10 protein-coding genes are annotated in these 13,070 nt (G+C 75.3%); 5 read left to right on the forward strand and 5 right to left on the reverse strand.

Annotation, left to right across the window (positions count from 1 at the left end; translation table 11 throughout):
* Positions 1–144: 144 nt before the first annotated feature.
* The gene (locus ACWEPF_RS04780) at positions 145–762 is read right to left on the reverse strand and encodes a TetR/AcrR family transcriptional regulator C-terminal domain-containing protein (RefSeq protein WP_345289005.1); all 618 of its coding nucleotides are present in this window, start codon (positions 760–762) and stop codon (positions 145–147) included.
* A 130-nt stretch (positions 763–892) separates the two neighbouring features.
* On the opposite strand from ACWEPF_RS04780, the gene ACWEPF_RS04785 reads away from it, so the two are divergent.
* Positions 893–2,389, forward strand: a complete 1,497-nt coding sequence (locus ACWEPF_RS04785) for an APC family permease (RefSeq protein ID WP_452171424.1) — start codon at positions 893–895, stop codon at positions 2,387–2,389.
* Here ACWEPF_RS04785 and ACWEPF_RS04790 read toward each other — a convergent pair.
* Positions 2,367–3,815 carry a DUF2079 domain-containing protein gene (locus tag ACWEPF_RS04790; RefSeq protein ID WP_452171425.1) on the reverse strand — a complete coding sequence of 483 codons (1,449 nt, stop codon included), beginning with the start codon at positions 3,813–3,815 and terminating at the stop codon, positions 2,367–2,369. The genes ACWEPF_RS04785 and ACWEPF_RS04790 overlap by 23 nt on opposite strands.
* 135 nt (positions 3,816–3,950) lie before the next feature.
* On the opposite strand from ACWEPF_RS04790, the gene ACWEPF_RS04795 reads away from it, so the two are divergent.
* From ACWEPF_RS04795 to ACWEPF_RS04805, 3 genes are read left to right on the forward strand one after another with little or no spacing between them, the layout of a single operon-like run.
* Positions 3,951–4,367: a GntR family transcriptional regulator gene (locus ACWEPF_RS04795; RefSeq protein WP_452171426.1), complete on the forward strand. Its 417-nt coding sequence runs from the start codon at positions 3,951–3,953 to the stop codon at positions 4,365–4,367.
* 56 nt (positions 4,368–4,423) lie between these two features.
* Entirely contained in the window at positions 4,424–5,350 is a 927-nt protein-coding gene (locus ACWEPF_RS04800; protein WP_452171427.1) for an ATP-binding cassette domain-containing protein, read from the forward strand.
* Complete coding sequence (locus ACWEPF_RS04805; RefSeq protein ID WP_452171428.1) at positions 5,347–6,423, forward strand: hypothetical protein; 1,077 nt, start codon at positions 5,347–5,349, stop codon at positions 6,421–6,423. Before ACWEPF_RS04800 ends, ACWEPF_RS04805 begins: the two co-directional genes overlap by 4 nt.
* 60 nt (positions 6,424–6,483) lie before the next feature.
* Here the strand turns inward: ACWEPF_RS04805 and ACWEPF_RS04810 are convergent, their stop codons facing one another.
* The 3 genes from ACWEPF_RS04810 to ACWEPF_RS04820 all read right to left on the reverse strand — a co-directional run bounded on the left by ACWEPF_RS04810 (position 6,484) and on the right by ACWEPF_RS04820 (position 11,418).
* Positions 6,484–8,226 (reverse strand): ABC transporter ATP-binding protein, encoded by a 1,743-nt coding sequence (locus tag ACWEPF_RS04810; RefSeq protein ID WP_452171429.1) that lies wholly within the window; start codon positions 8,224–8,226, stop codon positions 6,484–6,486.
* Positions 8,223–10,013 (reverse strand): ABC transporter transmembrane domain-containing protein, encoded by a 1,791-nt coding sequence (locus ACWEPF_RS04815; RefSeq protein WP_452171430.1) that lies wholly within the window; start codon positions 10,011–10,013, stop codon positions 8,223–8,225. Before ACWEPF_RS04815 ends, ACWEPF_RS04810 begins: the two co-directional genes overlap by 4 nt.
* A gap of 106 nt (positions 10,014–10,119) precedes the next feature.
* A complete protein-coding gene (locus ACWEPF_RS04820; RefSeq protein ID WP_452171431.1) occupies positions 10,120–11,418 on the reverse strand; it encodes a M48 family metallopeptidase in 1,299 nt (432 codons plus the stop codon).
* 142 nt (positions 11,419–11,560) lie between these two features.
* Here ACWEPF_RS04820 and ACWEPF_RS04825 point away from each other — a divergent pair, with 142 nt between their 5' ends.
* The gene (locus tag ACWEPF_RS04825; RefSeq protein WP_452171432.1) at positions 11,561–12,997 is read left to right on the forward strand and encodes a dihydrolipoyl dehydrogenase family protein; all 1,437 of its coding nucleotides are present in this window, start codon (positions 11,561–11,563) and stop codon (positions 12,995–12,997) included.
* The last annotated feature ends 73 nt before the right edge of the window (positions 12,998–13,070 follow it).

Raw genomic sequence — 13,070 nt, forward strand, 5'->3', positions numbered from 1 at the left:
CCGCCCGCGGGGCCGGAGGGCGCACCGGTCGTGACCGGTGGGCGGGAGCATGGGCGGGCCCGGGGACGAGACCGGGCCCGCCCACCGTCGTGTCCGGGGCCCACACCCTCGGCCGCACCCGGGCCCGGGGCCCTGAGCGGCGCCTCAGAGCCGGGCGGCCAGGCCGTCCAGCAGCAGCCGCAGTGCCAGTTCGAAGCCCCGGTCGTCCAGTCCGCTCCCCCGGGCCGCCGAGGCGGTGAGCGCCTCGGCCAGTGACGGGTAGCCGGGCCGGTAGTCCTCCACCGGGCGGGCGAAGCCGGCCGTGAAGGTCTCCAGTGCGGAGCCGAGCACCAGGTAGTCCAGTGCGGCGGCCGCCTCGGCGGCGTCGGCGGGCTCGAAGCCGGCCCGGCCCAGGCAGGACAGCAGGCTCTCGTAGCCGAGGAGTTGGCGCTCGGCGCCGACCCTACGCCGGGCCAGCAGGGCGATGGTGTGCGGATGGCGCAGGAAGGCCGCCCGGTAACCGCGGGCGTACTCGGCCACCCCGGCCTTCCAGTCCGGCCCGGCGAGCGGCCCGAGGTCGATCTCGGCGTTGACCAACTCGGCCAGTCCGTCGACCAGTTCGTCCTTCCCGGCGACGTGGTTGTAGAGCGAGGCCGCCTTGACGCCGAGCCGCTCGGCCAGCGCCCGCATGGTGAGGCCGTCCGCCCCGCCCTCGTCCACCACCGCCAGCGCGGCGGCCGCGATGGCCTCCCGGCTCAGCAGCGCCCTGTTCGGTCGGCCCACGCCCGCCCCGCCCTTCCACCTCGTCCGACCGGCCACGTTACAGCCTGGTCTCACCCCTTCCCTCCCTCGCGGCGGGCGGCTACGGTCACGGACTAACAAAGTTAGTTTTACGAGGGCGAGGCGGTTCCCGATGACCGATGACATCCCCGGTACGGACAGCGAGAGGCTGGCCGCGCTCGGCTACCGCCAGGAGCTGCGCCGCAGTCTGGGCATGCTGGGCAACGTGGCGATGGGCTTCGCCGTGGTCTCCCCGGTGGTGGGCCTGTACGCGGTGGCCCAGGTGGGCATGAGCCTGCGCGGCGGGGCCTGGGTGTGGGCCCTGCCGGTCTGCCTGGTCGGGCAGCTGCTGGTGGTGGGCGTCTACTCCGAGCTGGCCTCGCAGTGGCCGCTGGCCGGCGGGGCCTACCAGTGGGCCCGCCGGCTGGCCTCGCCCGGCTTCGCCTGGCTGAGCGGCTGGCTCTGGCAGTTCGCGGTGATGTTCGCCAACACCACCGTGGCCTACCTGGCCGCGCCCTGGTTCTTCGCGCTCTTCGACGCGGTGCCCACCCCTCCCCAACTCGTGCTCACCGCCGCCGCGTTCACCGTGGCCTGCCTGCTGGTCAACGCCTACGGGATCAACCTGCTGCGCTGGTTCGTCAGCGCCGGGATCGCGGCCGAGACGGTGGCCTCGGTGCTGGTCGGGCTGGCCCTGCTGCTGTTCTTCCGCGAGCACGGCTTCGCCCTGCTGACCGACGACCTCGGCGCCTCGGTGACCACCGGCACCGGCGGCCTCGCCGGCCTGCTGGCCGTGGTGGCGGTCGGCGGCTGGGCCTTCATCGGCTTCGACGCCTGCGTCTCCACCGCCGAGGAGACCAAGGACGCGGCCCGCCAGGTGCCGCGCGCGATGCGCTGGGCCCTGCTGAGCGTGGGCGCCGTGGTGATCCTGAACGCCGTCTCGGTGGCGCTCGCCCACCCCGACCCGGCCCGGGTGGTGCGGGGCGAGGACCTCGACCCGGTCACCACCGCCGTGGTCACCGGCTTCGGCGGCTGGGCCGCCAAGCCCTTCGTGCTGGTGGTGCTGGTCAGCTTCGCCGCCTGTCTGATGGCCTCCCAGGGCGGAGCCGCTCGCGGCCTGTACTCGCTGGCCCGGGACGGGGTCTTCCCGTTCTCCCGGCGGATCCGCACGGTGAACCGCCACCAGGCCCCGATCGGCGGCCTGGTCGCGGCCACCCTGGTGAGCGCCGCCGCGCTGCCGCTCGGCCTGGAGTCCACCGCGATCGGCAGCCTGATCACCTTCGGCACCGCAGCCACCTTCCTGCCGTTCTTCCTGCTCTGCCTGACCGCCCTCACCGCCCGCCTGCGCGGCACCTGGCGCCCGGCCGGGGCCTTCTCGCTCGGCCGCTGGGGCACCCCGGTCAACCTGCTGGCGGTGCTGTGGACCGGCTTCGAGGTGGTCAACATCTGCTGGCCCCGCACGGTGCTGGCCCCGGCCGGCGCCCCCTGGTACCAGGTCTGGGCCGCCCTGCTCGGCGTCGGCCTGGTCACCCTGGCCGGGGTCGGCTACCTGCTGGTGCGCCGGCCGCAGCGCCTGATGAGCACTCAACTCACCGCCGCCGAGGGCGAGCTCACGGCCTCCGCAGCACGATGACGCCGTCCTCCTCGGCCACCGTCAGGTAACCGGCGGCCCGGTACGCCGCCAGCCGCTCCAGGGTGCGGGCCTCCGGGCAGGGGCTCTTCACCGTCGGGTCGGTGCGGTCGATCACGACCCATCGGGGCGGGTCGGCCGCCTCCGGGCCGCCCTGGCAGGCCAGACTGACGGTGGCCCGGGAGACCAGCAGCGGGCTCAACCGGTTGCCGGCCGCCACCGTCGCGCCGTCCGGCACCTGGGCCAGCAGCCGGTGCGCGGTCCGGACGTGCGCGTTCGGCGTCCAGCCACCGGGCAGGACCAGGTCGCGCAGCGGGTAGACCACCGCCCCGACCACGGCGAACGCGGCCACCCAGCCCAGCACCAACCGCCGCGCCCGACCCCGCCGCCACCCGCCGGCCTGCCCGAGGCGGTGGACCAAGGCGCCGAACAGCACCGGCATCAGCACCGCGCTGTAGTGGTACGAGGGTTCCCAGTAGTGCTCGTTGGCCCCCAGCAGCCGCCAGCCCAGGGTGGGCACGGCCAGCAGCACCAGCGGCGAGCGCACCGCGACGAAGGCGACCGGGGCGGCCAGCATGAAGAGCAGCAGCCACTTCACCGGCGGCCAGAACAGCAGGAACGGCGAGAGGCCGGTCGAGCCCTCGGCTCCGGGCACCTGGTTCCAGTAGTCGAAGACGCCGTTCGTGTTGGCCATCGGCAGCAGCACCAGCGTCTCCAGCACGGTGGCCGCCGGGCCGAGCACCAGCAGGGCCAGACCGCCCCGGCGCACGGCGCGGCGGTCCCCGCGCCACAGCAGGTAGCCCCCGACCGCGCCGACGGTCAGCCCGAGGTCCTCCTTGACCAGCACCAGCGGCAGCGCCCAGAGCACCGCGGCCCGCCACCGCCGGGCCGCCAGCGCCTCGACCGTGAAGGCCAACAGCGGTACGGCGAAGGCGATTTCGTGGAAGTCGAAGGCCACCGCCGAGACCATGCCCCACGAACTCCCGAAGGCCAGACCGATCAGCAGGCCGGCCCGGCGGCCGGCCGCCCGGCACGCCCAGCGGGTGAGCGGCAGGCAGGCCAGCGCCATCAGCACCGCCTGGGCCAGCAGCAGGGTGATCGGGCCGGGGGCCAGCCGGTAGGCGGGCGCCAGCGTGGCCAGTACCGGGTGGAAGTGGTCGCCCAGCAGGTTGTAGCCGGGGCCCTTGAGCTCGACCACCGGCGCCCGGCCCTGGGCGTAGGCGCTCACCGCCTGCTCGAAGATCCCCAGGTCGAAGGCCGAGCTGAGCATCCGGCGGTGCCGGGTGATCGAGAGCAGCGCGTACACCACGGCGAACAGGCAGGTGACGGCGAGCGCCACCGCGTTCGGGCCGGGCGCCGTACGGCGCCGCGCCTCGGGCTTCGGGTGCGCGGTCCGGCCGGACCGGCGCTCCAGCAGGGCGAGGTTCATCTGATCACCATTCCACTAGTTAACTAGTGGAATGGTGATCACGGCGCGTCCAGGCCTGTCAAGAGCGGCACTTGACGCCTGCCCCCACGACTGGGCAGGATTTCCCTAGATAACTAGTGGAATGAAGGTCAGCACGTGGTCGAGTACCTCATCGACCGGCACAGCGGTCTCTCCCCGTATCTCCAGATCGTGGAGCAGACCAAGCGCGCCCTGAGACTGGGCGTGCTCCGCCCCGGTGACCAACTCCCCACCGCCCGCGAGGTGGTGGAGGCGACGGCGATCAACCCCAACACCGTGCTCAAGGCCTACCGCGAGCTGGAGCGGGAGGGTCTGGTCGACAGCCGGCGAGGGGTCGGCACCTTCGTCCGGCGCTCGCTGGCCAAGCCCGAGACGGTCGCCGCCTCCGCGCTGCACGAGGAGCTGGCCGACTGGGTGCGCCGGGCCCGGGAGGCCGGGCTGGACCGGGAGGACGTCGAGGCCGTCGTCACCACCGCACTGAACACCGGCTTCGCCGGCCCCGATCCCGGCCCCGCCGCGCCGGCCGGCAGCTGACCGAACAGATCCCCACCGACCACCAGCGCACGCGCCAGCACGGCCGAGGAGCCCGGGTGAACCACCCCACCGAAGTCCAACTCCCGCAGGACATACCGGCGTTGAGGACAAGCGGACTCGGGCTGAGATACCGCCGCGGCTGGGCCCTGCAGGACTGCGAGCTGACCCTCCCGACCGGCCGGATCAGCGCCCTGGTCGGCCCGAACGGCGCCGGCAAGTCCACCCTGATGGCGCTGGCCGCCGGACTGCTCGCCCCCACCACCGGCACCGTCGAGGTCTTCGGCCACGCACCGGGCACGGCGGAGGGCCGCCGCCGGTTCGCCCTGCTGGCCCAGGACAAGCCGCTCTACCCCCGACTGTCCGTCGCCGACACCCTCCGGATGGGGCGCGAGCTCAACCCCTCCTGGGACCAGAAGACCGCCGAACTCGTGCTGGAGCAGGGCAACTTGGCACCCAACACCCGGGTCGGCTCGCTCTCCGGCGGCCAGCGCACCCGGGTCGCCCTGGCCCTGGCCCTCGGCAAGCGGCCCGACCTGCTGCTGCTGGACGAACCCCTGGCCGACGTCGACCCGGTGGCCCGGCACGAGCTGACCGGCCTGCTGCTGGCCCAGGCCGTCGAGCACGGCACCACCGTGCTGATCTCCTCGCACGTGCTGGCCGAACTGGACGGGGTCTGCGACCACGTGCTGCTGCTGCGCGACGGCAGCGTCCGGCTGGCCGGGGAGGTGGACGAGCTGCTCGCCGCCCACCGCAAGGTGGTCGGCGCCCACGAGGGCGAGGGCACCCCGCCCGCCCTCGCCCCCCACCACCTCGTCGAACTCCGCCGGACGGGCCGTCAGGCCACCGCGATGATCCGCCCCACCGGCCCGGTCGACCCGGACTGGGACCTGGGCGAGCCCACCCTGGAGGAACTCCTGCTGGCCCACCTGCGCGCCCCCGGCACCGCCGCGCCGACCGTCCGCGAGGAGGTGACGGTCCGTTGAGCACCGCCGCCCTCCCCCGTCCCTCGCTGCGCGGCACCGCCTGGCTGAGCCTGCGTCAGGAGCGGACCACCCTGCTGGCCGCCGGCGGCATCCTGCTCGCCTTCACCACCTGGGTACTCCTGTTCGGCCGGCGGATCAGCGTCTGGATCGACTCCAACGGGCTCCGGAACTGCAACGACGTCTACTACCCGCCGGAGTGCTCGGACGTCTCCGACCTGCGGCGCGCCATCCCGGAGTGGTGGCCGCCGGCCGTCTCCGGCACCGGCTGGGTGCTGTTCCTGCTCCCGTTCGCCCTCGGGCTGTTCGCCGGGGCGCCGCTGCTGGCCCGCGAGTTCGAGTCCGGCACCCACCGACTGGCCTGGACCCAGTCGGTCTCCCGCACCCGCTGGCTGGCCGGGCGGCTGGCCGCCCCGTTCGCCCTGACACTGGTCGGATCGGCCGTGCTGGCGGGTGCCGCCAGCTGGTGGAGGACGGTGATCGAGGGCCGCTTCGGGGTGCCCGGGTACTACCACTGGTTCGGCTGGATGGCCCGCTCCACCGAGGGCCCGTCCACGATCGCCTTCTGCCTGGTCGGGCTGGCGGTCGGCGTCACGGCCGGCCTGCTGGTGCGCCGGGTGGTGGCGGCGATGGCGGTCACCGCCGTGCTCACCGCCGGCCTGCGGCTGGCCGTGGACGACCTGCGCGACGTGTTCACCCCCGCCGTCGAGGTGGAGGCTCCGGTGCGGCTCGCGCTGATGCCGCAGAACGCCGACATCAGGGAGCTGGTCACCGGGTACGGCTTCCCCGCCGAGTCCCCGCTGAACTCCGAGATCCTGGCGACCGGCTACCGCACCTCGGACGGGATCACCATCGCCGGCCAGGGAAACTGGCCGCCCTACGCCCTGCCGGACGGCAGCCTGCTCTGCCAGGACTCCGGCTGCGAGCCCCACGTGGCCACCGTCGACCGGGCCTTCGTGCTGTTCCACCCGCCGGCCCACGAGTGGCCGATGCTCTGGACCCAGACCGGGATCTGCCTGGCCGTCACCGCACTGCTGCTCGGCCTCTGCTTCCTCCGGGTTCGCCGGATGCACTGAGCGCGGCGCGGAACGTCAGGGGGCCGGGGCACGTCCGTGCCCCGGCCCCCTGACGTCGTCTCACTTCTGCTGCCAGGAGCGCCAGAGCGCCGCGTACGCCCCGTCGCGGGCGACCAGCTCCTCGTGGCTGCCCAGCTCGGTCAGCCGCCCGTCCGCCATCACGGCCACCCGGTCCGCGTCGTGCGCGGTGTGCAGCCGGTGCGCCACTGCGATCACGGTGCGGCCCTTGAGCACCGCGGCCAGCGCCCGCTCGGTGGCCCGGGCCGCCGTCGGGTCGAGCAGGGCGGTGGCCTCGTCCAGGATCACGGTGTGCGGATCCGCCAGCACCACCCGGGCCAGCGCCAACTGCTGGGCCTGGGCACCGTCGAGCCGGTGACCCGTCGGGCCGAGCTCGGTGTCCAGGCCGTCCGGCAGCCCGTGTGTCCAGCCGACCGCCGCCAGCGCCTCGGCCAGCTCGCCGTCCTCGGCGGCGGGCGCGGCGATCCGCAGGTTGTCCCGCAGCGTGCCGAGGAAGACGTGGTGCTCCTGGGTGACCAGCACCACCTCCCGGCGCAGCAGCTCCGGGTCCAGGTCGGCCACCGGCACGCCGCCGACCAGCACCGAGCCGCCGCTCGGCCGGTCCATCCCGGCCAGCAGCCGGCTCAGCGTGGTCTTGCCCGAGCCGGAGGGGCCGACCACCGCCAGCCGCTCCCCCGGACGGACCGTCAGGTCGACCCCGTGCAGCACGTCCTGGCCGCCCTCGTAGGCGTAGCGGACCCCGCTCACCTCGATCCGCTGGTCGGCCGGGCGGGCCGTGCCGGCCGTCCCCGTGTCCTCGGCCGGCACCGCGCCGACGCCCTCCACCCGGGCGAAGGAGGCGGCACTGCTCTGCAGCTGCTCCAGCCGGAGCATCACGGTGTCCAGCGGGTCGACCAGCCGCCGCAGGTAGAGCGTGCAGGTCACCACCGCGCTGAGCTCCACCGAACCGTTGGCGTGCAGCGCGCCGCCGACCAGCAGCACCACCGTCACCGGCGCCACGTAGGAGGTGTCGACCAGCGGGAAGAGGAAGCTGCGCAGCAGCAGGGTGCGCAGCCGGGCCGTCCTGGAGACCTCGATCGCGGTCTCCATCGCGGCGGTGCGGCGCTCCTGGAGGCCGAGCGCCTCGACCGTCCGGGCCCCGGCGGCGGTGGTGCCGAGCACCTCGGCGACCTCCGAGTTGGCCGCGCCCTCGGCCAGGTAGGCGTCCCGGGCCCGGGCCAGGTACCAGCGGGCGACGAACCACAGGCCGGAGAGGGCGAGCACGCTGCACGCCCCGAGCAGCGGGTCGACCAGGAAGATCGCGACCAGGATGAACAGCCCCTGGAAGACCCCCACCGCCATCTCCGGGACGCTGTCCTTGAGGGTGGTGCCGACGGTGGCCACGTCGGTGGTGCCACGGGTCGTCAGATCGCCGGTGCCGACCCGCTCCACCACGGTCGGCGGCAGCGCCAGCACCCGCTCGACCAGGCGCTCGCGCAGCCGCGCGGCGGCCCGCTCGGCCACCCGGTAGCCCTGGTGCACCGCCTGACGGGTCAGCAGGAGCTGCACCACGCCGCAGACCACCACGGCCAGTGCCAGCCGGTCCACGGCGGCGGCGCCGTGGCCCTTCACCACCGCGTCGACGATCCGGCCGAGCAGCCAGGGCCCGGCCAGGCCGACCAGGGCGGCCAGGCCGTTCAGCGCGGTCACGCCGCCGAGCGCCCGGCCGTCCTCGCGCAGCAGCGCGGCGGCGGCCCGGCGGGTCTCCCGGGGCGTGGCGACGGGAAGGGCTCGTTCGGTGCTCATCGGGCGGCCTCCTCGGTGGTGGTGGGCGAGGACGTACGGGCCGTCGGCAGCGGGACGCGGGTGCCCGCGGGCGGCTCCTCCTCGTCGCGGGAGACCAGGGCCCGGTACTCCGGGGCCCGGCGCAGCAGTTCGCGGTGGGTGCCGGCGGCGGCGACCCGGCCGTCGGCCAGGTACAGCACGGTGTCGGCGAGGTCGAGCAGCAGCGGCGAGGTGGAGACCACCAGCGTGGTCCGCCCGGCCCGGAAGGCCCGCAGGCCGGCCGCCATCGCCGCCTCGGTGTGGGTGTCCACGGCGGAGCTGGGCTCGACCGCGATCAGCACCTCCGGATCGGCGAGCAACGCCCGTGCCAGGCGCAGCCGTTGACGCTGGCCGCCGGAGAGGTTGCGGCCCTCCGTCCGGATCGGGGCGGCCAGGCCGCCGGGCAGCCCGCGCAGCACGTCCAGCGCCGAGGCCGCCTCCAGGGCGGCGAGCAGCTCCTGGTCGGCCCGCTCCCGCCGCCCGCCGAGCACCTCGCGCAGCGGCCCGGCGAACAGCGTCGCCTCGTTCTCCGCCAGCACGATCCGGCCGCGCACCTCGCGCAGCGCGTACTCCTCCAGCGGGCGGCCGTCCCACCGGCCGCCCTCCGCACCGGGGTCGGCGAACAGCGCCAGCCGGTCCGCCACCTCCAGCGCCTCGGCGGGCCGCCGGGCGGCGAGCACCGTGAGCCCGCCGGGGGCGAGTTCGACGCCGGAGAGCTCGTCCCGGAGCGGGGCGGGGCCGGCGGGGGCCGGGGTGGCCGCGGCGGCCGGGCCGGCCGGGCGGGGCTCCAGCCGGAGGAAGCCGACCGTCCGCTCGGCCGCGACCAGACCGCGGGTGAGGTCGCGGCCGCCCTCGATCAGGAAGTAGACCGGCACCGTGAGGGCCGCCGTGTAGCCGTAGACGGCGACCAGCTCGCCGATCGTGATGGAGCCCTGGGCCGCCATCCGGGCGGCGACCCAGGTCACCGCGCCGAGGAAGAGCAGCGGCAGTCCGCTGCCGAGCGCCTCGATCCAGCTGGCCACCCGGCCGACCTTGAAGCCGTCGGCCATCAGCTTGCGCGACTCCCGGGCGTACCGGGCGGCGAACTCCTCCTTGCCGCCGAGCCCGTTGAGCACCCGCAGGCCGTCGCTCAGGTCCTCGAACCGGGCCGCCACCTCGCCCTGCTGCTCCCGGTACCCGGCCTCGGCCCGCTGGACCCGGGCGAGCATCGGACCGATCAGCCCGGCCAGCGCCGGGACGCCCAGCAGCACCAGCGCGGCGAGCACCGGCGAGATCCGCAGCAGCTGGCCCGCGACCAGCAGGTAGGCCACCACGGCTCCGAAGCCCGGTCCGCTGAAGGTGAGGGTCTGGCTCATCCGCTGCACGTCGGAGACGCCGATGGTCACCACCTCGCCGGTGGCGGTCTGCCGGGGCAGCTCGCCGCCGAGCCGGACGGCCTGACGGACCACCACGCGGGTGGTGCGGAAGGTGGCGTCCATCCGGACCTTGGTCATGGTGCGGTGGCGGTACGCCCCGATCACCGCGTTCACCGCGCCGATGACCAGGAAGGCCACCGCCCACCCGGCCAGGGCCGGGTAGTCGTCGGCCTTGAGGCCGTCGTCCACGGCCCGGGAGAGGATGTAGGGCATCATCGTCAGCGCGCCCAGCCACACCGCGCTCAGCACCGCGCCGAGCGCGACCCGCCCCGGCTGGCTGGCCGCCAGCCACCAGAGGTACCGCCCGGCACCCCGCACGTCCGGTTCCCCCGGACCAGTTCTCTTGACCGTCACCACGGCACCCTAGCCAGCCACCCGGCCGCCGGGCCCGCGAATTTCGTACCGAAAGCACAACGCCTGACCTGCGGCGGGACGGGACAGTCCGGACCGGACGCGCCGCTCAGCCGTCCAGCAGCCGCTCGCCCACCCGGCCGCGGGCCGGGGCGAGCTCGGCCTCCACCTTCTCCTGCTCGATCCGGCCGAAGGCCACCGGCCGCGGCTCGACCGGGCGGTCCAGCAGGGCGATCCGCAGGTGGGTCGGCGGGTGGGTCGAGTCCACCGCGGCGAACTCGTGGGCGCCCAGCCGCAGTCGGCGCTCCCGCTCGCGCGGGGTGAGTCCGCCCGCCAGGCCGGCCAGCTCGGTCCAGAGCTCGGCCACCGCCTCGCCGCCGTCCCGGCCGGGCCGGGAGGTCCGCAGGCGCGACCGGCTGCGGATGCGGACCACCGCGGCCTCGGCGGTCGGTTCCAGCAGCAGCGCGGCGAGCATCCCGCGGGCCGCGGCGGGCGAGGCGACGGTGGCGGCCAGCAGGTCCGCCCGGTACTCGGCGCCCTGGCCGGAGCGGCTGGTCAGCCGGTCCAGCAGGAACAGCAGACGCTCCGTCAGGACCTGCAGCAGCAGCCTCGGCACCAGCAGCAGGGCCTGGACCAGGTTGACCAGGCCGTCCTCCGAGGGCGTCTCGTCGTCCAGGGTCAGCAGGTGCCACTCGCGCACGGCCGCCACCGCCGAGTGCAGCCAGAGTCCGCGCCGGTGGTCCCCGTTCACGTCGTGGCCGAGCTCGTGGCCGAGCAGGGCGACCCGCTCCGGCGCGGACAGCACCGCCCAGAGCGGCAGTCCGATCTCCAGCACGCCGCGGCGGCGCAGGCCGAACCGGCCGAAGGAGGCGTTGAAGCTGCCGGTGACCCTGATGCGGTCCACCGGCCGGCCGCCGACGGCCGTGGCGACCCGGTCGGCCAGGGCGTACAGCTGCGGGGCCTGGGCGCGGGTGAGGAAGGAGTCGTCCGTCCTGATCCGGCCGAACCTCGGGCGCAGCAGGAATCCGATCAGCAGGCCCAGGCAGCCCACCAGCCGCATCGGCAGGGTCCCGGTCACCACCAGCCAGAGCGAGCCGAGGACCACGGCGACCGTCACCAGGTGCACCACCCCCGCCAGAGCCGCGGCGATCAGCCAGTTGCGGTCGGCGCCCGGGCCGTCACCGCGCTCCAGCGCGTGGTACAGCCGTTCCGCCCGCCGCCGCGCCACCTGCTCGCGGCGCTCCTCCCGGGCCCGGTTCCGGGCGGCCTTGCGGCGCTCCTTCGCCGAGCCGTCGGGCTTCGGCCGGGGCGGCACCAGGTTCCACTCGCAGGCGTGGCACCAGACCGGGAAGCGGTCGTCGGCGGGGAGCTCGGTCGTGCAGTTCGGGCACGTGGTGGCTATCGGCACGGACGGAGATGATGCCAGAGCCCCCACCGCGCCCGCCCCTGGTTTCCCGCTCGGCGACACACCGGCGTCGGCGCTGGCCCGGCCGCCCGGCCCCCCGCAGGATGGGCCCGTACGGAGGGACGACGGAGAGAGCGGGGCAGGGATGAGCGGCGAGGCGGAGCAGTACGACGTGGTGGTCCTCGGGGGCGGTCCGACCGGGGAGAACCTGGCCGACCGGACCAGGGCGGCGGGGCTGAGCACGGTGCTGGTGGAGAGTCAGCTGATCGGCGGCGAGTGCTCCTACTGGGCCTGCATGCCGAGCAAGGCGCTGCTGCGCCCGGCCCACGCGCTGGCCCACGCCCGGGCACTGCCGGGTGCGCGGGAGGCGGTGACCGGGGAGCTGGACGCGGCGGCGGTGCTGGCCCGGCGGGACGAGTTCACCTGGCACTGGCACGACGACAGCCAGGTGACCTGGCTGCGCGACACCGGGATCGACCTGGTCCGGGGCCACGGCCGGCTGGCCGGGGAGCGGCGGGTGGAGGTGGAGACGCCGGAGGGGGTACGGGTGCTGACGGCCCGTCACGCGGTGGCGGTGTGCACCGGCTCGCGGGCCGCGCTGCCGCCGGTGCCGGGGCTGGCCGAGGCCCATCCGTGGACCAGCCGGGACGCGACCAGCTCGGCCAAGGTGCCGGGCCGGCTGGCGGTGGTCGGCGGCGGGGTGGTCGCGGTGGAGATGGCCACCGCCTGGCGGGCGCTCGGCTCCCGGGTCACCCTGCTGGTGCGCGGCGGGACGCTGCTGGACCGGATGGAGCCGTTCGCCGGTGAGCTGGTGGCGGACGGCCTGCGGGCCGCCGGGGTGGACGTCCGGCTCGGTGCCGAGGTGGTGCGCCTGGCCCGGCAGGGCGGGGAGGTGACGCTCTCGCTGGCCGACGGCTCCTCGGTGGCGGCGGACGAGGTGCTGTACGCCACCGGCCGGGTGCCGCGCACCGACGACCTCGGGCTGGCCAGCGTCGGCCTGGAGCCGGGCCGCTGGCTGCCGGTGGACGACACCTGCCTGGTCGAGGGCGTCCCGGGCGGCTGGCTGTACGCGGCCGGGGACGTCAACCACCGGGCGCTGCTGACCCACCAGGGCAAGTACCAGGCCCGGATCACCGGCGCGGCCATCGCCGCCCGGGCGGCCGGCGAGCCGCTGGACACCGCCCGCTGGGGCGCGCACGCGGCCAGCGCGGACACCGCCGGGGCGCCGCAGGTGGTCTTCACCGAGCCGGAGGCGGCGGCGGTCGGCCTGAGCCTGGCCGAGGCGGAGCGGGCCGGGCTGCGGGTCCGGGCGGTCGACCACGAGCTGGGCCACGTCGCGGGCGCCTCGCTCTACGTGGACGACTACCGGGGGAGGGCGCGGCTGGTGGTGGACCTGGACCGCGGCGTGCTGGTCGGCGCGACCTTCGTCGGTCCCGGGGTGGCGGAGCTGCTGCACTCGGCCACCGTCGCGGTGGTCGGCGAGGTGCCGGTGGCCCGGCTCTGGCACGCCGTCCCGGCGTACCCGACGGTCAGCGAGGTCTGGCTGCGGCTGCTGGAGGCGCTCCGCGACAGCGCGGACTGACCTTCCTACCAGTCCATTTGACGACCTATCACTCCCCCGGCGGCAATTCCTTCGCACACCCACTGATGCCGAC

Source organism: Kitasatospora sp. NPDC004289 (genome assembly GCF_053602875.1).